The 22,392-nt window shown below is 44.1% G+C and carries 15 protein-coding genes and 1 riboswitch; of the genes, 5 read left to right on the top strand and 10 right to left on the bottom strand.

Features of this window, described 5'->3' with window-relative positions:
* Window positions 1-190 precede the first annotated feature (190 nt).
* Window positions 191-317, bottom strand: a riboswitch (cobalamin riboswitch).
* A gap of 319 nt (window positions 318-636) precedes the next feature.
* From OZ401_RS04475 to lepA, 7 genes are all read right to left on the bottom strand, one after another.
* Window positions 637-1,014 carry a hypothetical protein gene (locus OZ401_RS04475; RefSeq protein WP_341469508.1) on the bottom strand — a complete coding sequence of 126 codons (378 nt, stop codon included), beginning with the start codon at window positions 1,012-1,014 and terminating at the stop codon, window positions 637-639.
* A 54-nt stretch (window positions 1,015-1,068) separates the two neighbouring features.
* Window positions 1,069-1,770 carry an alpha/beta hydrolase gene (locus tag OZ401_RS04470; protein WP_341469507.1) on the bottom strand — a complete coding sequence of 234 codons (702 nt, stop codon included), beginning with the start codon at window positions 1,768-1,770 and terminating at the stop codon, window positions 1,069-1,071.
* A complete protein-coding gene (locus OZ401_RS04465) occupies window positions 1,767-2,765 on the bottom strand; it encodes a GNAT family N-acetyltransferase (RefSeq protein WP_341469506.1) in 999 nt (332 codons plus the stop codon). The genes OZ401_RS04470 and OZ401_RS04465 overlap by 4 nt, the downstream gene beginning before the upstream one ends.
* Before the next feature lie 418 nt (window positions 2,766-3,183).
* Window positions 3,184-4,191, bottom strand: coding sequence for a hypothetical protein (locus OZ401_RS04460; protein ID WP_341469505.1), 1,008 nt, complete (start codon window positions 4,189-4,191; stop codon window positions 3,184-3,186).
* A 104-nt stretch (window positions 4,192-4,295) separates the two neighbouring features.
* Window positions 4,296-6,125 (bottom strand): translational GTPase TypA, encoded by a 1,830-nt coding sequence (gene typA / locus OZ401_RS04455; protein WP_341469849.1) that lies wholly within the window; start codon window positions 6,123-6,125, stop codon window positions 4,296-4,298.
* Between the two features lie 97 nt (window positions 6,126-6,222).
* Window positions 6,223-6,921: a dienelactone hydrolase family protein gene (locus OZ401_RS04450; protein ID WP_341469504.1), complete on the bottom strand. Its 699-nt coding sequence runs from the start codon at window positions 6,919-6,921 to the stop codon at window positions 6,223-6,225.
* A 26-nt stretch (window positions 6,922-6,947) separates the two neighbouring features.
* Complete coding sequence (gene lepA, locus OZ401_RS04445; protein WP_341469503.1) at window positions 6,948-8,765, bottom strand: translation elongation factor 4; 1,818 nt, start codon at window positions 8,763-8,765, stop codon at window positions 6,948-6,950.
* A 141-nt stretch (window positions 8,766-8,906) separates the two neighbouring features.
* Here lepA and OZ401_RS04440 point away from each other — a divergent pair, with 141 nt between their 5' ends.
* Window positions 8,907-9,686 (top strand): alpha/beta hydrolase, encoded by a 780-nt coding sequence (locus tag OZ401_RS04440; RefSeq protein ID WP_341469502.1) that lies wholly within the window; start codon window positions 8,907-8,909, stop codon window positions 9,684-9,686.
* A gap of 129 nt (window positions 9,687-9,815) precedes the next feature.
* Window positions 9,816-12,317: a beta-mannosidase gene (locus OZ401_RS04435; protein WP_341469501.1), complete on the top strand. Its 2,502-nt coding sequence runs from the start codon at window positions 9,816-9,818 to the stop codon at window positions 12,315-12,317.
* A 191-nt stretch (window positions 12,318-12,508) separates the two neighbouring features.
* Here the strand turns inward: OZ401_RS04435 and OZ401_RS04430 are convergent, their stop codons facing one another.
* The gene (locus OZ401_RS04430; RefSeq protein WP_341469224.1) at window positions 12,509-13,663 is read right to left on the bottom strand and encodes an IS3 family transposase; all 1,155 of its coding nucleotides are present in this window, start codon (window positions 13,661-13,663) and stop codon (window positions 12,509-12,511) included.
* Here OZ401_RS04430 and OZ401_RS04425 point away from each other — a divergent pair.
* On the top strand, window positions 13,662-14,876 hold the full coding sequence (locus tag OZ401_RS04425) for an IS4 family transposase (protein ID WP_341469500.1): 1,215 nt from the start codon (window positions 13,662-13,664) through the stop codon (window positions 14,874-14,876). The two genes, OZ401_RS04430 and OZ401_RS04425, sit on opposite strands and share 2 nt — an antisense overlap.
* On the opposite strand, the gene OZ401_RS04420 is transcribed toward OZ401_RS04425, so the two are convergent.
* Complete coding sequence (locus OZ401_RS04420) at window positions 14,868-15,077, bottom strand: hypothetical protein (RefSeq protein ID WP_341469499.1); 210 nt, start codon at window positions 15,075-15,077, stop codon at window positions 14,868-14,870. The genes OZ401_RS04425 and OZ401_RS04420 overlap by 9 nt on opposite strands.
* 818 nt (window positions 15,078-15,895) lie before the next feature.
* Between OZ401_RS04420 and OZ401_RS04415 the strand changes: the two genes are divergently transcribed.
* A complete protein-coding gene (locus OZ401_RS04415) occupies window positions 15,896-18,463 on the top strand; it encodes a hypothetical protein (protein WP_341469498.1) in 2,568 nt (855 codons plus the stop codon).
* A 26-nt stretch (window positions 18,464-18,489) separates the two neighbouring features.
* Complete coding sequence (locus OZ401_RS04410) at window positions 18,490-21,144, top strand: hypothetical protein (RefSeq protein ID WP_341469497.1); 2,655 nt, start codon at window positions 18,490-18,492, stop codon at window positions 21,142-21,144.
* An 89-nt stretch (window positions 21,145-21,233) separates the two neighbouring features.
* On the opposite strand, the gene OZ401_RS04405 is transcribed toward OZ401_RS04410, so the two are convergent.
* Window positions 21,234-22,259 (bottom strand): aspartate-semialdehyde dehydrogenase, encoded by a 1,026-nt coding sequence (locus OZ401_RS04405; RefSeq protein ID WP_341469496.1) that lies wholly within the window; start codon window positions 22,257-22,259, stop codon window positions 21,234-21,236.
* Window positions 22,260-22,392 lie beyond the last annotated feature (133 nt).

Raw genomic sequence — 22,392 nt, 5'->3', positions numbered from 1 at the left:
TGCTATCATAGGTATTGATACCTTACAAGAGGATTACGAGAGCAGGAAATGCTTAAAGCACAATCCAAAATCAATAACAAATCATCCCATTGTATTTTAAAGTGGTTGAAAGTATTGCTATAAAATTCTAAGGTGGGGATTGAGCTAATTTGAGCCAATTTCTTACTGACGTGCCCTTTCTCGCGAAGGTCAACACGATCTCTTGAGGGCAGGTCTTCTGGCTTGAGGCAAAATCCACCTCTTTACAGCAGCGGGACTGCGTCGGAATTGCACCGATCTTTCCCTGTGTACTCTTTATCTTCAGCCAATATCGAATAAATTAGCATGAAAAGAGTCCCTCAATCTGTTTTTTAAAGTAATTGGGTTAAGTCTAACAGCATATCCCAAAGTAGTAAGTAATTTACACTACCATATAATACATGCCGAACGTGTATAGCTGTGTTAACACTAGTGGGTCAAGTTGCAAATAAATTTGCTATCAAATCAAGCAATTTGAACTTAGAGCAATGGCAACTCAATTGGGGCGTGACCCACTAGTCGCTATTGTTGCTAATAAACTGGGATATTCTAGCCTCAAAAGCGTCGTTAATTTCAGTGGTAGGCTGTTCCTTACAGTTTTGCGTAAAGACGAACTTACTATCTGTAGTAAATGCCCTCTTCCTCTTCTATACTTTTGGGGAACTCGTCTTGGGTTTTAAATCTGTCTGCTAGAATTGCAAAAATAAGGAAGACAACTCCAGCACATATTGGCGGCAGTATCAATATGAAAAAGAGTTGAATCTCTCCCATGCTATCAGGGTCAGCACTTTGGTTTACAAAAACAGTTGGCAAAACCATGTACAATAGTAGTGCGGCAGCTAACCCGATAAACCAACCCTTAAACCCGGTAACCATACGATAACGTCGATCAGGGTCTTCATCACGTCTGATCAATTTAAAAATTAATATGGTAGGTCCACCGATTATGGCTACTAACCAAGCCACTACCAACATAAATACACCGAAATCATCCATACCCTTTTAACCCCCAAGCTTGTGTTACAATGTTGTTACCACATCAAATAATTACTACTTAACTTCGTTGTGTAGCCAGTCGGCTAAATCATGTCTACTTTCAATGCTAGTTGTATGTGCCATCGGGTATTCGTTATAAACGATTCGTGCCCCTGCTTTTGAAAAAGCATTTGCTACATGCCGACTTCGCTCAATAGAAACCACATTATCTTCGGTTCCATGTGCAAAGAAATAGGGCTTGCCCTTTGCATTTCTATATAATTTAGTTAATTCCGGGTGATACGGTAAGAATCCACTATGGGCTATAACTCCTTTTACCCGAGTTGGTTTTAGCAATGACATAAGACATGCCATAGCAGCGCCCTGGCTCATGCCCCCAAAATAAATTTTTGAACTATCTACTGGATATTTAAAGGTTAATTCGGTTACCAGTTCAGCAAGCTTTTTGGCTGTATTTACAAATTGCTCAATGCCGATTTCTTGATTAGGAGTCCAAGCGAACCATCTATATGCACCACGTGGATTATTGTCGAAAAGCTCTGGAGCGCGGGGAGCAGCAATTATAATATTGCGGCGGATAAAGGGTACTAATTCATAAATATCTCCTTCATTCGCACCTCGCCCATGAAGCATAATTAATAAAGGGTGTTTACCACTGGAAGTATTCTCAGTTGCCGAACGTAAGCGATAGGTCATTATCCCTTGGATTAACTCGGTGCCGCTAATATCAGGAACGCTATTAACCTCATCGTTCATAAATTCTTATATCCAATTCTGTAACTTCGCCATGGGTGATAGCCTAGCTTTGAATAAAAAGTAGTTAAAGCTGTCCAATCAATCGTAACAAATGTAACTCCTCTTTTTTTAAGATATGCTGTCCCTGCAGCAACTAGAGCAAGCCCTATTCCTCCACCTCTTATGGTGCTATTTATACCTAGCGGACCAATGCTACCATGTTTTTCCATAGGTTTTTCATGCATTGCCCAGAATATTGTCGGACGTGACAATGCACATTCAATTACTTCTTTTAACTCCCAAGTTTGTAAAAAACCCTCGATCTTACCACTTTGACCTTTTATAAGGGTTACATTTTCCGGGCTGTAGCCCTTCTTGAATATTCGCTCAAGGTCATAACGCCAACGTGGAGAAAACCCGTTAGAGGGTAATCCTATAAAATCCAGAATCGATTCCTCTTCTCCAGCCTTACCCTGCGTAAAAAAATAATCTCCGCCCATAATTGAAATGGGTTGTTCGGATAATTCCCAATTATCCAAATCTAAAGAAAGGTCATTTATTAATTCTTGATTAAAAGTATAGCCTTTATTTGAAAAAAAACCCAATGATTCCCCTTCTGGAACACCCGGGAAAAAGTGGTTAAAATCCCCACCCAATCTAATAGATTTAACATCTGATAGTACCGCATGCGCTTTTTCAAGCAACCCTGTACCGATGCCCTGTCTTCGACTACTTTCTTCGACCAGCAATAGACTTATCCAGCCTGTTTTTCCATAGCGTTCTTCCATAATAGAGGGTGTAGTTATATCTCGGAAGCGTCGAGTTAAGACAAAACCGAGCAATTTACCTTGCTGATTCCATGCTCCCCAAAAATCCTCTGATTTGAAAGCAAGGTTATTTTCGACATTTATTTTCCACAAATGACCGTTCGCAGGAAATAGGGTATTTAGTCCGCTATTCTCCCACAGCCTTAAGACGGCATCTTGCTGAGAAGATTCGTAAGCTTTGAGAATCAACCCCCTTTTCATAAATCCTAATCCACCTTTCCAATTATATGCACTGAGAATTTTTATCTTATTAAGGAGAGTACCTAAAATGATTAAAGAATTATAATCTATAATCTACTTAAATGAGGAGTGGGCTAAGCTCTTCTTTGTACATTAGTAAGTTAATAACAGGCGGCAAAGGACAGTTGGTCGAGTATAGAACGAGGAATTAAATAACATTCAGGCTGAGAGGGGCATGTTTCAAAATGAAAATAACCCCACAAAGCTCGTCGTACGAAACTGTCGGGGTTGCTTTGGGACTTAATCATCCGGCAGTTACTTCTAACCGCAAGTTTCTTGGTAAACGGCAATGGAAGTCCGTTGTTAAAAGAGGGTTTTGTTCGATTGGGCACCTATCTGACCCAAACCTGTCGGCATTTTCAATCAGCTAGCGTCGCATATTTATTTGAAAGTATAAGGGAAGTGCCAAAGTGTACCATTGCTGTCCTAGACCGATAATTACGATATCGAAAACTGTTACGAAAATAAATCCTCCGGTAAATACTAGAAGGCAGGCAACGGTTAGTAAGCCCCATTCTCGTTGCCGCTTCCTGCGCCATACTCTCATTAATGCCAATACCAGCAGCGAACCCCACAGGAACCAAAATTCACCTCGACTCTGCCAAACTACATAGTCCGGATTATTATAATTTGCGCTGATAATAGACGCTTGCAAGAAGCCTGCTAAGGATATAAGTAAAGCCAGTAAGACCAGCCCTTGCGCCCACAAACGCCAGCGTTTCTTCTCAACCAATTCGCTCAGATACCAGCACAACCCTATTGCTACAGTTACAGACCAAAGCGGATTATAGAGATAGGTTGACCATTTACCGGAGAGCAAACATTGTGTTTCCAAACCACTCTCTAAACCACAACCGTTTGCCAGATAATAATTGGGAGCGATTCCAAGCGCCACTCCGCTAAGCGTACAGAAGATTCTTAATAACAGCGGGCTTTTACGAGTAATAACGCCAATCCAAATGAGAGAAAGACTTGCCAATAGGAAGGGCGCATTTTTTTCAAAGTATCGAGACCAATCTAACACCTGAATATTTACGTCAATTGCCGTCAGTACGCGCCCCAATTCATATACCAAATTGAGCGATTTACCCGCTAACCCAGCTTTTACGGTTAGTAATTGCAACTGATCAATGCGCTGCCCAGCCACCATAACGACTCGGTCTTCGGGGCGCAAACCAACTTGCCATGCTGGAGTGGCTGAATCGGTAAAAACATTAGTGGTATAAAAAGGACTATAAAAGAAGCCTTGCCAGTAGCTGTTAGCGGTTGCTAGCGTGGAAAAGAATGAAATGCCCACAACTATCATAGCTAAGGCAAAAATATATTTGCGGCGATCTGGGGGATTCTCCGCCTCTTCGTAATGCGAGTATGACATAGCCTGTTCAGACGGGTTTTAGAGGGGTAATTTGGTAGTAAGTCATCAGGGCGTACTGTCGCGCCCTTGATGACTCATACCTATGTAATCTCGCGGTGTTCTTGCTAATTATGTTTCAATAGCTTGACGCGATCACCGTGATTCAATATACGCTTACGTAAACGGATAGTCTTTGGCGTTACTTCTACCAGTTCATCACTTTCGATGAAATCCAGCGATTGCTCCAAGCTGAGAATAATCGGAGGAGTAAGCCTTACCCCAATATCCGAGGTTGAGCTACGAATGTTGGTTAGCTTCTTCTCTTTTGCCACATTCACCGGCAAATCCGACTCGCGACTGTACAAGCCGATAATCATACCTTCATAAACATGCGTGCCCGGTTCAACAAAAGTTTGACCGCGTTCTTGCGCATTTGCCAATCCGTAGGAAGTAGCCATGCCATCTTCGCTGGCAACCAATACACCATTACGAACCTGTCCGATGTCACCATACCAAGGTTCGTATCCGGTAAAGAGACTGGCTATAACACCACCGCCACGAGTCAAAGTCAGAAAGAGATTGCGGAAACCGATCAAACCGCGGGTAGGAATACTAAATTCAATTCTGACACGTCCTTTACCGTCCGGGTCGTATTTCATCATTTGGGCGCGTCTTCGTCCCAATTGTTCGATTACAGGCCCTTCGTATTCCTCTTCCACATCGAGGATAAGATGCTCTACAGGTTCCATCTTATGCCCGTTGATTTCTTTGGAAATTACTTCGGGACGGGATACCTGAAACTCGTACCCCTCGCGGCGCATCGTTTCAATCAGAATCGAAAGGTGTAATTCACCACGACCCGATACGAGAAATACATCAGCGCTATCGGTATCTTGTACTCGCAAGGCGATATTGGTTTGCAGTTCGCGATAGAGGCGGTCACGCAACTGACGGCTGGTGCTATAAGTACCTTCGCGCCCACCAAAGGGCGAAGTATTCACACCAAAGGTTAGTTGGAGAGTCGGTTCTTCCACTGCAATAGGTGGAAGCGCGTCAGGGTTCTCAGCATCTGCAATTGTTTCACCGATGCTGATGTCGCTAATGCCGCTGAAGGCAATCAAATCTCCGGCGCTGGCTTCCTCTATTTCGATTTTACCCAACCCTTGAAATGTGAACAGGCTGGATATTTTTGCGCGGGAAATAACCCCTTCTCGGTCTATTCGGCTGACTGTTTCGCCCGCTTTCACCTGACCTCGCATAATACGTCCCACTCCGATACGACCGAGGTGATTGTTGTAATCGAGGCTGGTTACGAGCATTTGGAAATGCGCATTTTCTTCAACCATTGGCGCAGGTACATATTTCAAAATGGTATCGAAGAGCGCCGAAATGTCGGGGGCGCTTATTACTTTTTCAGGGTCAAGGGCTGCCTTACCTTCACGGGCGATTGCGTAAACAACCGGGAAGTCCAATTGCTCTGCATCCGTAGCAAGATCAAGGAAAAGGTCTTGAGTCATTTCGAGAATTACGGCAGGGCGGGCGTTAGGACGGTCTAGTTTGTTGATAACTACAATTGGTTTCAAGCCAATCTCAAAGGCTTTGCTTAAAACAAAACGAGTCTGGGGCATTGGTCCATCCACCGCATCCACCAGCAGCAAACAGCCATCCGCCATATTGAGTACCCGTTCTACCTCACCGCCGAAATCGGCGTGACCGGGAGTGTCAATAATGTTAATTTTTACATTCTTATAAATAATTGCGGTATTCTTGGCAAGAATGGTAATGCCTTTTTCCCGCTCCAACTCATTCGAGTCCATTATCAGGTTGCCCACCGTCTCATTCTTGCGGAATATGTTGCTCTGCTTAAGCATGCCATCCACTAGGGTGGTTTTACCATGATCTACGTGCGCGATAATGGCTACATTTCGAATGTCTTCACGAAGTTTGTGTTGCACCGACTTTATTTTCTCCACTAATTGCCCCCTTCTCCCAATTTGGAGAGGGGGCGTACTTTAACACTTGAATCGGGCAATATATTCCTGCCCGACAAATTTAGTTTTGCATCAAATTGGTTTTTAGGAAATCTACTGCTTTAGGCCATGCATCACGCGCCGCCTCCTCAACCCCTGCACCATGCGTAGGGTTCAGAAAAGCATGTCCGGCATTTTGGTAAACGTATTGTTGATAATCTTTTCCAGCATTTGTATAAGTATCATAAATACGCTGGATGTATTCCGGCGGAGTATAATTATCCAACGCTCCAAAAAAAGCCATCACCGGAGCCTGTACATTTGCCACCGATTCGTATGTGGGTTCGTGCATAACACCGTAGAAAGAAATTGCAACTGCCAAGTCGTGGCTGCGTTCTACCACTTTAAAGGTGAGCATGCCGCCCATGCAAAAGCCCATTATTCCGACTTTTTTCGGTTCTACTCCCTGCATGTTTTTCAAGCCATTTATAGTTGACTGAATCTCATAAATGGCGCGTTCTACATCTAAAGCCATCATTAGTTTAGTCGCATCATCTGGCTCAGTAGCAACTTGCCCGTGATAGAGATCGGGTACTGCCACAACAAAACCTTCTACTGCCAGCTTTTGAGCTAAGTCTTTGATGTGTGGCTCGATGCCCCACCACTCCTGAATAAGGACTATTCCGGGACGAGCTTGATCATCATCTATTCGAGCTATAAAAGCAGGTATTTCACCACCATCCATTTGGTAATACGCGGTATAAGTGCGAATTACAGCCATTTTTATCCTCCAGCACTATGTATTAGCTATTTTTTTTCGCGTTCATCTTCAAGACTCAACACTGCCATAAAAGCTTCCTGTGGTATTTCTACATTGCCCACCATCTTCATGCGGGCTTTACCTTCTTTTTGCTTTTCCAGCAATTTGCGCTTGCGGGTTATATCACCGCCATAACATTTAGCCAGCACGTTCTTGCGATTCGCGCTAATGGTTTCGCGTGCCACAACTTTTGAGCCAATCGCTGCTTGAATCGGCACTTCAAATAATTGGCGTGGAATTAAGCCGCGCAGCTTTTGAGTAAGGACGCGCCCCTGTGAGAAAGCTTTATCGCGGTGGGTAATAAGCGAAAGCGCATCAACCGGGGTTCCGTTCACCAGAATATCCAGCTTAACCAAATCTGCAACCTTGTAAGTGCCAAAGATGTAATCAAGTGAAGCATAACCCTTAGTGCGCGATTTTAGCTGGTCGTAAAAATCCACGATGAGTTCGCCCAATGGCATATCATAATCCAGCAACACTCTGGTTTCATCCAAATAATCCATCTTTTTGTACTCACCGCGCCGATTAGTAACCAGTTCCATAATCTGCCCGATATAGCGCGTTGGTGTAATTATGTGGATAGTCATCCAGGGTTCTTCGATTTCCATAATCTCACCCGCATTTGGGAAATCGCTTGGATTATCTACCAGCAATACTTCACCGTTATTCTTCATAACGTGGTATTCCACGCTTGGCGCAGTGATAAGCAATTCTAAGTTATATTCCCGCTCCAAGCGTTCTTTAATAATTTCCATATGAAGCAGACCTAGAAAGCCTACGCGGAAACCGAAACCTAGCGCGGCGGAGGTTTCAGGCTGGAATATCAGGGAAGCATCATTCAGTTGTAATTTGTCTAGCGCTTCTCGTAGGTTGGTGTAGTCATCCGAGCTTATAGGATAAATACCAGCAAAAACCATCGGCTTGGCAGGGCGATACCCTGGTAATGCCGTTTCCGCAGGATTTGAATAAAGGGTAATGGTATCGCCTACTTGGCAATCCCCCACTACTTTCAAGCCGGTAGCAATATAACCGGTTTCGCCTGCGGTAATTTCAGGTAGCGGAGTCATAACCGGGCGGAAAACACCGATTTCCAGCACCTCGGCGGTTTTGCCGTTCGACATCATTTTAACAACGTCACGCGATTTCAATACGCCATCCATCAACCGGACGTAAGCAATCACCCCTTTATAGGAGTCAAAATGGCTATCAAAAATCAGCGCGCGTAAGGGTTTGTCAAAGTCACCTTTAGGGGGTGGGATGCGATAAACAATCGCTTCAAGGATTTCATCTACGCCAAGCCCGGTTTTGGCGGAAGCACGAATACATTCTTCTCCCCGAATACCGATAACTTTTTCTATTTCGGCAATTACTACTTCAGGTTGGGCAGCAGGAAGGTCAATTTTATTGACCACTGGGATAATTTCAAGTCCATGTTCAACTGCTAGATACAGGTTCGCCAGTGTTTGTGCCTCGATACCTTGCGAGGCATCCACTACCAGTAAAGCTCCTTCACAGGCGCTGAGGCTGCGGCTCACTTCATAACTGAAATCCACATGACCGGGAGTATCAATCAGGTTCAGTTCAAACTCCTGACCATCATGTGCCTTGTAATGCATTTGTACAGCACGTGCTTTGATAGTGATCCCCTTCTCACGTTCGAGATCCATGCTATCCAGCAATTGTTCTTTCATCTCACGCTGCGTAACCGTGCCGGTTATTTCCAGCAAGCGGTCTGCCAGTGTGGATTTGCCGTGATCGATATGGGCAATTATGCAAAAGTTTCGGATTAAACGTTGGTCAGTCAATTATATCTTCCTTTAAAGTGACTCAAAAACACGGCTAATTATAGCAGATTTGTACTATAAGAGGTGTTATAGTTCCGTGTAATCTATGGCAGAATGTTATATAATCCTACGCAATCAATACTTTACTAAGGATAAAACGCCATGAAACTGGAAATTATCTCGCAAATTCCTGAAAATCCCAAGAGTCCGCCGCTTCTCTTTATACATGGTGCAATGCATGGCGCATGGTGCTGGTCGGAATATTTCGTGCCTTTTTTTGCAGAGGCAGGCTATCCGTCGTATGCTTTGAGCTTTCGCGGGCATGGAAAAAGTGAAGGTCAAATCGAAGGTACTACCCTGTCCGATTACTTACAGGACATTCGACAAGTAGCGGAACAATTGCCAGAATCTCCGGTGCTGGTTGGGCATTCGCTAGGCGCATTCCTAGCCTTAAAATATTTGGAGAAATACCCTATAAAAGGGGCATTATTGGTGTCTCCTACCTTGCCCTTTCCGCTTTACATGCGTATTCCCGGAACAATCTTGGGAAAGCCGTTTCGCTTCTTGATGAAGAACCGCAAAGTTCCTGCTCCTAAAAGCACAGAGACAGTACGGCGCATGTTTTTTTCGCAGCAATTGCCGGAAGAACAGTTGCAACACTATGCCAGCCAGATGTGTGACGGTTCTATGCTCGGCTTTATGGGGCTACTTTGGGAAAAATCCCCGAAGCCTGCGCTGGTAAAGCAAGTCCCGGTGCTATTTCAAATTAACGCCACCGATACAATGCGGAAATTTATGCCGGATGATAAATTTGCCCAACTCTATGGCGCAGAACGCCAAGTGTATTATGGTACTGCGCATAATATGATGCTGGAAACCAATTGGCGCGAAATAGCCGAAGATGGACTGAACTGGCTCAAAAAACACTTTCCACAGCGTTAGTCAAATAAATAAGATTGGGCTACCGGAACTATTTTCCGGTAGTTTTTTATTTGCTTTGGAAAAAGCTGATTTTAATGCTAAAATTTTATATAGAGCCTTGAGTCAATGATGTACAAAGGGAGTGGCGCAATGAAAGAATTTCTAACTTTATCGGCAGGTTGGCAATTCAAGCAAAGAGACCAGTCAATGCAATTGGAAGAAGATTTCAACCTGTTGGAAGGCTGGAACCCTACCAGCGTACCGGGTTGCATCCACACCGATTTGTTAGGCGCTGACCTTATCCCCGACCCTTTTTATGGCATGAATGAACAAGAAGTACAATGGGTAGGGGAAAGCGATTGGCTGTACCGCTATTTCTTTACCATCCCGGATGAATTTGAAAAGCGACCTGCGCTGGATTTGTGCTTTGATGGATTGGATACTTTCGCCACCATCTGGCTAAATGGGAAAGAAATTTTAACCACAGCCAATATGTTTGTTCCCTATCGAGTTCCAATTCGGGGCATTGCTAAGGTAGGTCACAACGAGTTGCGTATCCTATTTGAATCGGCGTTGCGACGCGGCAAGGAATTGGAGCAGCAGTATGGAAAACGCGCTGCCTGGAATACCGATACCTCGCGTGTGTATGTGCGTAAGGCACAGTATCATTACGGCTGGGATTGGGGACCAACTCTTATAACTGCCGGAATATGGCGCGAAGTGCGTTTGGAAGCCTACAACGCCCGTATTGACAACATTTTTTGCCCTGCCGAAGTCAGCGAGGATTTGAAAAGCGCCACCGTTCCGGTAAGTGTAGAAATAGTTAATGCTTCCTCTTTGCCACTCTCCCTCAATTTAATATTATTTGACCATTACGGCATAGCTATTTCAGAAGCAACTATCCCTATTAGCGATTCTAAAATAAACCAGATTTTTGAAATTAGTGACCCACTCTTATGGGAGCCTTCCGGCAGATTAGGGGCGCAACCGCAATACCGGGTAGAAGCCCGCCTGCTATATGGTGAGAAAGAGCTTGATAATAAAGCATGTAAATTCGGAATAAGGAGATTGCGATTGCTCCAAAACCCGCTGGAAGGGGAGGAGGGCAGTAGCTTTACCTTTGAGGTAAACAATATGCCGGTATTCTGTCGTGGCGCGAACTGGATTCCGGCAGATTCTTTTACAACCCGCGTAACCCGTGAAAATTATGAAAGCTGGCTACAATTGGCAGTAACTGCCAACATGAATATGCTGCGTATCTGGGGTGGCGGCATTTATGAAGAAGAGGCTTTTTACGATTTGTGCGATGAATTGGGCATCATGGTCTGGCAAGATTTCATGTTTGCTTGCGGTATTTATCCGGCACATCCCGAATTTCTCAAAAGCGTGAAAGTCGAAGCCGAGGCAACGCTGCGTCGCTTGCGAAATCATCCTTGCCTTGTACTGTGGAACGGCAATAACGAGGATTATTCTATTGCCCAATCGCTGGGAGTTTACGATGTTAATTTCGAGGGTGATTTCACTGCCACAGCTTTCCCGGCGCGTGAAATCTACGAGCGTTTATTGCCGGAAAGTTGCGCCCGGTTAGACCCTACCCGCCCTTATCGACCCGGTAGCCCATACGGTGGTGCAGACGCGGACGACCCTACTCAGGGAGATCGCCACACGTGGGAAATTTGGCATAAACAAATGGCTAAATATCAGGATTACCGGAAATTCGAGGGGCGTTTCGTTTCAGAGTTTGGCATGCAGGGCAGTCCTACCTTAGAGACTCTAGTAAGTTTTTTGCCACCCGGTGAGTTGCACCACCAAAGCCGCACTTACGAATTTCACAACAAAGCCCCTGATGGTTATAGACGATTGGCAGTGTATCTTAGTGATAATTTGCCTACACCCGCTAATCTAGAAGAATACATCTATGCCACTCAATTTATCCAAGCTGAGGCGCTCAAATATGCGGTTATGGATTGGAAACGACGCTGGCAAGGCAAGGGCAAAGAATATGTCTCCGGTGTGCTGGTGTGGCAATTAAACGATTGTTACCCTGCCATAAGTTGGGCAATAGCCGATTATCTGGGTAAACCCAAAGCGGCTTTCTACACTCTAAAACGCGCTTTTAACCATCTAGCTATCGGGTTGGATTGGGCAAGCAAGAATAAAGCCACTTATTGGGCTACAAATACCGACTCACGCGAGCGCAACCTCACGCTAGAGCTAAAGGTCATTTCTCTGGAAGGAAAAGAGTTAGTAAGCAACCGGAGTGAGGTAACAATACCTGCCAACTGCGCTACTGAGCTTGATGAACTGGAATTCGAAGCGGTTGAGCCACTGGTAATAGTAGCCGCTTTGCTCGACAACGGCGAAATTGTGCGTTGCGCCTCGCTCTGGCAAGAACCTTTCAAATACCTTGCTCTCCCAGACCCGCGGTTGAAAATAACCCGTTTGGAGGGCGAGGTCTTGTTACTGGAAGTAAAGAAGCCAGTAAAGGGCTTGTGGTTGAGCGCGGATGTTGAAGTGCAATGGAGCGACAATTTCCTCGACCTGATGCCCGATGATCCGCAAGTAATAGTTGCAAGCGGATTAGGCGAAGGGACAATTACAGCCTGTTGCCTTGCAAAAGGTGGCTATATTATTAAAAAATTTACAGCTTAACAGTAGAAGCTTGTGAATAAGCTTGAGACTTATAAAATACCTATACCTACCGTCAACATATAGCAGCTTACAATAATTAGCAAGCTATTAATGAAATGACCCAGTTTGTCAAGACAAAAATAAAAGCTTGGTTAAGGAGTGATACAGTCCTTTCTATAGAACTAATAATGTTAAATAGCTAGTAACTCTTTTTAGCTCTTTAACATAATTACTGGTGTCACGGTATTGAAATAAACCTGAGCCGGTGTCTGATATTTCAAAGCCTGATGAGGTCGAGTATTATTGTAGAAATCGAAATACTCACCAATCCCTAGCTTTGCTTCTTTGGGGTTCTCAAATTGTGCTAAATAAACACACTCATATTTTAAGGAACGCCAGAGCCTTTCGGTGAAAACATTATCTAGTGCTCGCCCACGTCCATCCATACTTAACTTTACACCTGCGCCCAATATCAAAGCAGTGTATTTAGGACTGGTAAAATGACTACCTTGGTCACTGTTAAAGATCTCCGGTTTTATCTTCGCCAACGCTCGCTCGGTAGTTCTAAGCACAAAATCGATTTCCAAAGTATCAGATAATTCCCAACTTACCACATATCTGCTGTACCAGTCGATGACAGCCACCAGATAAAGCCAACCGTGTTTGAGCTTGATATATGTGATGTCGGTACCGAATACCTGAGCGGGTCTGGTTATAGCCAGGTTCCTTAAGAGATAGGGATATACCCGCTGCTTTTGATCTCGTTTCGAAAGATTAGGACCAGGATAGATTGCTTCTAGCCCCATCTCCCGCATATAGTTTTGCACCGTTTTGCGGTTGAGGTGCTTGCCTTCCCGCAGTAATTGTTGATGAATTCGCCGATATCCATAAAAAGGGTAAACGGTGTAAATCTCATCAATTCGGTGTTTGAGCTCAATTTCTCGTTCGGTTGGTGCTACTGAGCGGTAGTACAAACTGGAACGGCTAATTCCTAGCAACTCACTTTGTTTTGAGAGTGAAAGTTCAGCTTTTTGGGTTTCGATTAGGCTTAATCTGACCGACCTGGGCAAAGCCTGCTTCACTTTTTTTCCTAACCACCTGAGCGGTGTAGTCAGGCGACCTATTTCGGCGTAAAGTTGTTCTTTTTCTTGTTCGTACTGTGCGGTCAGCAGCGCGATTTGCTTCTGAGTACGCTCATCAAAGGATTGTGGCAGACCTTTTAGAGCCAGTTGTTTCCATTTAGTGAGCATATTCGGATGAATACCATATTCAGAAGCTATCTGGGTAAGGGTTTTATTACCTTCCAGCACTTCTTGCACTCTTTGAGACTTAAATGTGGGTGAATACTTTTTTCTAGGTGTTGTCATGTTTTTAAGTATACACCTTACCAAACCCTTTTTAGTTGTTCAGTTCTTCTGGTTCATTATACGGAGTGAACTGGCACAAATAGCCAAGGTTAGCAAACAAGCGCTTGACCAGAGTTTTACAAGCCAAGCGGCAAGTTATTTACAGGCTTTGTTAGGTTGGTGTGTAGAAAAAATGCTAGGGCAGGAACCAGCGAGTTTGAGCCTACTGCAACGCTTCAAAGGGGTGTATGTACTGGATAGTTCGACTATCAGTTTACCGCCAACCTTGAGCGCCCATTGGCAAGGGTGTGGGAAAGAGGGTAGTCAAAGTGAGGCTGGTCTGAAACTGCACGTGGGTTTGGAACTGCTAAGCGGGGCGCTACTGGGACCGGAATTAAGTCCAGCCCGTCTGCACGATCGGCAAGGACCGCATCAAAAGCTAAGTTTACCAGCGGGGGCGCTACGGATAACCGATTTAGGCTATTTCAAATTGGGACGATTGAAAGAATTAGAAGCGCAAGCGGTATTGTACCTAACCAAAGCTCAAACCGGACTACAAGTGTACGGGGCGCACCAACAACCCTTAGCTTTGAGTAAATGGTTGGGACAGCAGTCACAAAAGCTGATAGATAGGGTAGTAGAGGTGGGGGTAAAAGAACGTTTGCGCTGTCGGTTAGTGGCATGGCAAGTACCTTCTGGAGTAGTACAAACTCGTCAGCAGGCTTTCAAGGAGTTGGCACGCAAGCAGCAGCGTCCGGTCAGCGCCGAACGTCAAGCCTTAAGCTACTGGAGTGTGTATCTAACCAATCTATCGCAGGAGCAGGCTAGTCCCGCAGAAGTGGCAGTATTGTATCGGTTACGCTGGCAGATTGAACTTCTTTTCAAATTGTGGAAAAGTGGGGGTGGATTGGAACGCTGGCATAGCCACAAGCCTTGGGCGATATTATGCGAAATATATGCCAAACTGATTGGGCAAATTATTCAGCACTGGTTAGTGCTGGCAGGGGTGTGGCAAGAGGCGGAACGCAGTCTCATCAAGGCTAGTCGTATTGTGCGAGCACACGCCCGCAGCTTACTGTTTCGTATTGATAATCCGCCCCACTTATTGCAAGAATTGATTTATATTTGTGCTAGTATGCAAAAAGGCTGTCGTTTGGATAGGAAAAAATCCAAACCCTCCAGTTTTCAGCTGCTTAATAGTCCTCCTATTTTGCTTCCGCAGCTCTTAAATTGACGACCATGGGGCAGTGGAAAAGCTGCGCAGCACCGCATGGTCGGTGGGAGGAGCCAGACGCAAACGCTTGCGCCACTTTTTGACCCAGGAGAGGGAGCGGTGGAGCGTTTGGGCGAGAGTAGGGCGAGACCAATCGGGATGTTGTTGCTGCAGATACCGAAGTTGGACCCGGTCAGCTTGCCAGTGCATTTCATCTTGCATTGTTTTAATCCTTTCACCTACACTGGACAGCGAGCAAGCGAAGGTACAAGTTACTTTCAGTATATAACTCTTTTCCACCGGATTTGAGGGGGGCTACGAAGTCTCGAAGAATAGTAGAGGGTGTTGCTACGGGTAAACAGTACACAAGGGCTAAACAAGCAAATCTACCATTCGGTTAACCCCCGTTTTTAGATCAACTTGCACTTTGTGCAATTCCAACTTACTATCCTACCAGTATAGTCGTTTCCTCAAAGGCTTGCAGCTATTCTATGCATTACTGCTAGCTATTAGAGGATTGTGTTCATTGATCTATCTGCTGATGAACCCAATCACAATCGGCAGATGCCCTTATTGTGAAAGGAATAGTTATAAATTCACCAGCTTGAAAAGAGTTTAAAAGAGGCGTTTGTGTTTTCTGTGATAGGGATGGAAAGACGGAGTAGTCGGTACATTTATTGTGTATTATAGAAATGAGTTGGTTAAACTATTGTAGTTGTAAAATTTAACTGGTTTTTTTGCTTTTAAGGGTAAATTCGTCCTTTTTCTACGTTTCTAGTGGAAATCACAAATCTGTACGGTAACAAAACGTCAAAAAAGGGTGGAATTTTAAATCGCAAAACCTTTGACAAACCATTAATGCTGCGCTATTCTAACATCGTACACGCAAGAGCTTTTCCTCGCTAAGGTAAGCACAGCCTATGCAGTTACCGAGTTTACCGCAGCCCGTAAACGTAATAGGAGCAGGGCTAAAATCCTTATACTTTCAAAGCATTAGAGTACGAAAAGTAGTTCTATTTTTTTATGTGTGTGCGTTTATTTTGATACTTTCCTTAATTATCGGTTTGTTTTTACCTCGAACTGTACTCGCCCAAACTCCTGCCGCTAACGATAAATCTCCAATAACTTCTTTTAAATCACATCCTCTGGTGGATGGCTTATACCGTGAGAATGGTTGGGCTACTATAGTTATTGAAATTACCAATGGGAATAATCCTTTTCAAGGTGAAATTCGCTCGAATTTTAGTCTACTCGTCAATGCGGTAAGCAGTGATTTCAGCTTTGTTACTCCGGTAAGTTTGACGCCCAACCAAAGCCAAATATATTTTCACTATATCCAACCAACCACTCGTAATAATAATATAACCGTTGGGCTTTATGATTCTCAGGGTAAGCTGATAGCTCAGAATCAGCATCGCTTGCAACAGATTTCTGCTTCAGATTTTATAGTAGGTATTTTAAATGACTCACCCACGCCACCTGATATTCCACGTATTGGTTTTACCCCGATACGTGGTAACTCGGTGGGTATAAGAGGGCTAGGTTTGCAATCTGTAGAGATGAGTGATAGGAAAGAACAATTTGATCCACTTAACGCTCTAGTCATTTCAAATATAAAGCCGGATACATTTACAGCTGAAAAAAGGCGGGCTTTGCAAGCTTGGGTTGCCAATGGTGGTCAACTTATTCTATTCGGGGGTTCTAACCTTCCTTCGCTGATTGCCTCTGTAGGTTTGGATACTAATTTGCTGCCTGCCATGACAAATTCTACGCTGGTAGTAAATCATCTCTCTTTTAAGTCCAACCTTGCTGATCAAGCGTTGGAAGTACCCGGAACACTTAATCTTGAAATTAGCCGTTTTATTCCCAATCCCAATGCGTTCATCGCAAGTCGGCAGGATGTCGGATTACCCGAAGCCGATTTGCCTTTAGTTGTATCCAGACCTTTTGGTCAAGGCTCAATTACTATGGGTGCAGCTGATTTATTAGTGCAACCCCTCAGCAATTGGAATCGGGTAAATTTTGTCTGGGCAAATTTAATTCTGGCGGCAGACCCCAATTTCACATTGAACCGTGCCACTCAAAATTTCTTTAGTCAGGATGGAATCGGACGGGCATTGCTAAATGCACCCGGACCCAGCCTTCCAGACGAATATAGTTTGTTGGGTATTATGCTGCTATATGTGGCATTGGTCGTACCGTTTAGCTATCTTATCCTTCGTAGATTTAGCCGTCTTGAGTTGTTTTGGCTTGTAGCGCCGTGCTTTGTGGTAGTATTCACCATCATTACTGCAATTTTTGCAGTATTTACACCTGCCGGAGATGTACATTTAAGCAGGGTGAGTTTGATTGAAAGTACCAGCGATGAATTACCTGCCGCTGTAAAAAGCTATATGCTGGTTTCTTCTTCCTCCGATTCTCCATATCAGCTCGAATTGGAAGGGACGCAGTCTTTGCTCAGACCGCAGCCTCTTTCCATTTCTTCCCAAGTTAATTTCCTGCCTCCTCAAGTATTGGTAGAAGGCTCAACAAATGCTTCAATAAAGAATGCCGACTCAAATAGTCGTTTGCAAAGTTTTGCGGGAGAGGGCATAACTGATTTAAGGCTTGGTCTTGAAGGTAAATTTACTATTGATAACGGAAATATTAACGGGACACTGGTAAATAAAGGGAACTATCACCTTTCAGAAGCGGTACTGATGTATGGAGATAATTACCTAAATTTGGGAGAGATAAACCCAAATGATGAGAGAAAAATTAGCTTTACTATTACTCGTCGTCCCACCTTAACACCACGCCCGGCTATAGACTCAAATATTTATGTGCCGCTTTCTTACCTGCAAACTAACCCTGAATCTTCTGTGCGTTTGGCTGGTTCACAAAACCCCTGGTTTTCGGGCAACAGCCATGATGCGCGTTTAGGCTCGCTTCACTGGAATATTTTAAATGTTGCCTATCAATCTGGTCGTTTTATTCCAGACGAGCGCGCAACTCAATTATATTTAACCGGATGGCTGGATAGTAGCCCGATACTTGGCTCAGCCCAAATACTCGGCATGAAAGTTGCTCAGCAGGATAGCGCCTTGATAATTCGCCCTTTACCACTTTCATATGGGGAAGCAAACAATAAGCTTATTATTCCATCGTACACTCTGATTCCTGAGAGATTAACCGATACTACCGGGTCTAATAACAATGTAGCGATTATTGGGCAAAGCCCTTCAACTTTTCAGTATCAATTACCAAGTGGGTTAACCTTTCCCAGATACCTACCAACCACTTTATCGATTTATATTAACTCTTTTAGAGAACGTGAGCGCAGTTCAATTTTTGGTAATAGCCAATCTATTTCTGGTTGGCGTGATCCGCAACCTGTCACAACCTACCAGTATAACCCTCGAATTGAGCTATTTAATTGGGCGAAAAATTCATGGGTGGAAGTTAGTCAGGTTGGAGATAACCGTAACCGGATTGATTTGACCATGCCAGATTTAAACGATTATATTGACCGCAACTTAGGCACAATACGTCTTCGCCTTGCTTCCAATCAGGAAATTATAATTTTACAACAGTTAAATATAGGGGTTGAAGGTCAAAACTTCACCTAATAAAGATTTGCAATAAAGGTAGTAATATGCGCCATCTCTACTTTTTCAGCCGTGCCGTTTGGTTATTCGGTATAGTTTTCGTTTTCGTTTTCGGCGGCGTGGGAATCGTAACTGCCGCTCAGGGGGATAAAAGTCTAGCACAACCTAACCAGCAATTCGAATATAATGTGAAAATGACAGCTCGTTCAATGTTTGATGGAGCTTACAAATACGGGGATTGGCTTCCGATTGAGATTACTCTAGAAAATTTTGGGGCAGCTACCTCAGTTCAAATTGAAACGGTAGTTACCAATACCGTAAATAGCACAAATTTCCCCACTATTTTCAGACGACCGATTACTTTAGGAGAGCGTTCGGTCAAGAAATTCCACATTTATTTCCAGCCCTATGTAGCTAATAGCAACGTTTCCCGCTTTGTCAGTTATGAACAGCCAATCCAGCTAAAAACTGCCGATGGGGAACGCACACTTTTCGCGCAGAATGTACGCCTTCTACCGATTAGCCCTAAGGATTATTTGGTTGGTGTTATTAATAGTGACCCTAGTTTGGTAAGCTATATGAATAACATGAGAGTGGGAAAATTGAATTCTAGGGTCGATATAATTAACCTTAACCCGGCAGATTTCCCTGATCGGGCAGATGGCTGGCGTTCTTTTAATGCCTTGGTTTTGAGTGATACTAATAGCAGTGGTTTGAGCGCAGACCAACAAAATGCCTTAATGGATTGGGTAAACTCCGGTGGTCAGCTAATTTTGATGGGCGGGAATGGCTGGAATAAAGTCAGTAGCGGCTTTGATCCGAAATTATTGCCTATAGATGTGTATGATTACCAGAAAGTAGATAATCTTAACGCACTTTTGGCAGAAGAAAATGATAAACTCCCGCTATCCCAGCCTGTGACAATTGCGGTAGGTCAGGTATTGCAAGGCGCAAAGCCCTTAACCACTTTTACGCTTACCAATTCTAATTCAGGGTCAAGTGTGATTCCTTTAGTAGCAGCGCGTATTAGGGGAATGGGCAGGATTGTAGCTACTGCTATGGATTTAACAACCAACCCGTTGGCAGATTGGGCTGGAAGTTCCAAAGCTTGGCAGGATATTTTTAGTTTTAACAGTGGCATCTACTACCAGATTTATGATGATACTAATCCCCATCTCAAAAATAACTCCGATTTCTTTGGGTATGTAGGCAATATACCCGAAGTGCCGCTTCCTAATATAACTTCTTTCTTTATACTTTTTGGTATTTATTTATTGGTAGTTTGTCCGCTCAACTACCTTGTGTTAGTTCGACTGAAAAAACTTGTGTGGGCTTGGCTAACTTTGCCAATAACCGGCATAGTATTTTTTAGTATTGCGGTGTGGCTTAGCCTTAACCAGCCATCAGGTGATGTATTAATTAGTGAAATGAGTGTGATACAGGTTTCACCCGGACAGACAAATGCTCAGGTTCGCAGTTACGCTGCTCTTTTTTCGCCTAACGACAATCTGTATGAAGTTGATCCGGTACTTCCAGATAGCGCTGCGCCCCCTCTGCTTTTACCGCTAAACCGTAATATTGCTTTTCCCATAAGTGATCAGGACAATGTTCGTTACGTGGTAAGCGGTGATCAGCCCCGGGTTGAGCAACTCAATGTGCGTCAGTGGAGTGCGCAAGGAGTGAGTGTGGAGGCACTTGTACCTGCTCGTCAATATCAATTACAAAGTAATCTGTATTTTGTCGAGCAAAATGGCGAAATCCATATTAAAGGCGCGGTAACAAATACTATTGGTCAGCCAATAAGAGGAATTATGCTGGCGATGGGCGATCAGCTTCAAAAAGTAAAAGATATTGAACCCGGCGAAACTCTTGAGGTGGATTTCCCTTTACCGCCTGAAAATCAGTTAGTGACCTCATTTTGCACACAGGGGTTTGGAAACTTTACTGGATACAATAACACTTCCATTGGCGAAAAGATGCAAAACCTACTACAAGCTGATCACCAGAATGATAAGCTTTACCAGAACAGGGCAGCCTTCTTGCGTAAAATATATGAGATCGGAAGGTATAGCCTTACAAACCCTGTCAGAGGTTTTGATTTTATCGGTTGGGTAGATAATAACCCTGTTCCGCTAAATGTAGCAGGCGTGACTACTTTACCGCGCTCGAATCAAGTATTACTATCACGGCTGCCAGTTTCGGTGGAAAACCCGCTTGAACAAGGCAAAATCCTGATACCTTCCAGCTATATGTATCCTGAAAATTCTTATAATGATCAGGGTGCTCCTATCCCCACCAGTAAGATTGAACATTCCGATCAGATTTGTCTCTCACGCGGTACGGTGGTGAATAACTATCGGTTACCGGTTGATAATTTGAATTTCAAAACAACCCGGATGGTTTTGATTCTGAATTCTTTCACTGCGAATTCCAGTCGCACCCCCTTTTTACCGGATAAAGTAGAATTATTCGATTGGCAGCAAAATGATTGGGTAGTGCTGAATGGGCTGAAAAATAGCGCACCCGCTAGCAGCGGTTCAGGCACAACCCCGAACTCTGCTCTTCCGGTATTGCCCAATGAAATCGATAACCCGATGCGCTTTACTAATCCAAGTACCGGGCAAATCTCCTTGCGTTTTACCGCTCCTTCACCCTTATTACTGGTTCAATTCGGTATCAGGATAGAAGGCACGCGCATGTAAATACTAAAGGCTATATTCATAAGACAATTAGAGCCAAAAAAAACGGTTTGAGTTCAAAATGCCACTAAATTTGCGGGTGAGCCGGGAAGCTATATCAACTTAAGGTGCGAAGCAGTCTCCGCTATCTGGATAGCGTTTAGAGCCGAGCCTTTTCGGAGATTGTCCATACAACTCCAGAAAGCCATAGTGTTGTAAGTGCTATCCAGTTCCCGGATACGCCCAACCACTATTTCATCGGTATTGATACTTTGCCACGGCTGCGGGTACATATTTACACTTGGATCGTCTGATACCTTTACGCCGGGCGTATCCCCCATCACTTCGCGCATTTCATCGGGAGTAACTTTTTTCCCTAAATCGACTATTACCGATTGCGACATCCCTTGATAAAGTGGTACACGGATTGCCGTTACCGAAATGTTGAGGTCGGGCAAACGCCAAAAACGTTTTATTTCGCGGATTATGCGCGCTTCGCTACGGGTTAAGCCTGTATCCAGAAAATTCTCGGTTTCAGGCAATAGGTTAAAGGCTATTTGGTGGTGGTAGGTGTGCGGGATGACATTCTTCCCATCCAGTACGGTGCGTGCCTCGGTAGTTAGAAACTCAACTGCACTTTGTCCACTCTCCGAAACAGGCTCAAAGCTGTGTACTATCAGACGACGCAAGCTAGTCCATTGTCGCAAGGTGTTCAATGGTAGTAAAAGCTGGATAACGGCGGGACTGGGTGATGCTACCAGCCGTTTCTTTTTTAGTTGCTGAAGTTCTTCCCCATTGATTTCAGGAATTACCGAAAGAACTTTATCATCACCCCGAAATGCGCCACTCACGTCAATTACAAAACAACCGAAATCGCTTATATTGGGCGCAAAATGCTGAGCGGTTTCGGCATCTCCACAGAAAAAAGCTATATCTACCTCTCTAAAAGCGCGGGAGGTAATTTCCTGCACCTCAAAGTCTTTACCTGCGAAAAAGATGCGGCGACCTGGCACATATTGGGCTGGATTTGTCAGAAACTTTATGTTGTTTATAGGAAACCGCCGGGTTTGGAGGATTTTTATCAATTCCTGTCCGGTTAACTCGGTTGCTCCTACGATTGCAAGATTATAGCCTGCCATAATGCTACTTTTAGTTACTTCTTACTTTTTTGATAACCCTAAAAAACACCTTGCCTAGTTTACCCATGCCAATATGATTTGTCAAAAGACTTGTACAAGCTATCACCGGGCGATATAATCACTGGAATTATCA

Source organism: Candidatus Chlorohelix allophototropha (assembly GCF_030389965.1).
Lineage (GTDB): Bacteria > Chloroflexota > Chloroflexia > Chloroheliales > Chloroheliaceae > Chlorohelix > Chlorohelix allophototropha.
Note: the sequence above shows the minus strand (reverse complement) of the source record. Positions and strands in the feature narration are given on the sequence as shown.

What these genes read in the sequence shown, in the direction of transcription:
- OZ401_RS04475 (WP_341469508.1), bottom strand. Translation starts at nt 1,014, where the DNA reads ATGGATGATTTCGGTGTATTTATGTTGGTAGTGGCTTGGTTAGTAGCC.
- OZ401_RS04470 (WP_341469507.1), bottom strand. Translation starts at nt 1,770, where the DNA reads ATGAACGATGAGGTTAATAGCGTTCCTGATATTAGCGGCACCGAGTTA.
- OZ401_RS04460 (WP_341469505.1), bottom strand. Translation starts at nt 4,191, where the DNA reads ATGTCATACTCGCATTACGAAGAGGCGGAGAATCCCCCAGATCGCCGC.
- OZ401_RS04450 (WP_341469504.1), bottom strand. Translation starts at nt 6,921, where the DNA reads ATGGCTGTAATTCGCACTTATACCGCGTATTACCAAATGGATGGTGGT.
- OZ401_RS04440 (WP_341469502.1), top strand. Translation starts at nt 8,907, where the DNA reads ATGAAACTGGAAATTATCTCGCAAATTCCTGAAAATCCCAAGAGTCCG.
- OZ401_RS04435 (WP_341469501.1), top strand. Translation starts at nt 9,816, where the DNA reads ATGAAAGAATTTCTAACTTTATCGGCAGGTTGGCAATTCAAGCAAAGA.
- OZ401_RS04425 (WP_341469500.1), top strand. Translation starts at nt 13,662, where the DNA reads ATGTTTTTAAGTATACACCTTACCAAACCCTTTTTAGTTGTTCAGTTC.
- OZ401_RS04430 (WP_341469224.1), bottom strand. Translation starts at nt 13,663, where the DNA reads ATGACAACACCTAGAAAAAAGTATTCACCCACATTTAAGTCTCAAAGA.
- OZ401_RS04420 (WP_341469499.1), bottom strand. Translation starts at nt 15,077, where the DNA reads ATGCAAGATGAAATGCACTGGCAAGCTGACCGGGTCCAACTTCGGTAT.
- OZ401_RS04410 (WP_341469497.1), top strand. Translation starts at nt 18,490, where the DNA reads ATGCGCCATCTCTACTTTTTCAGCCGTGCCGTTTGGTTATTCGGTATA.
- OZ401_RS04405 (WP_341469496.1), bottom strand. Translation starts at nt 22,259, where the DNA reads ATGGCAGGCTATAATCTTGCAATCGTAGGAGCAACCGAGTTAACCGGA.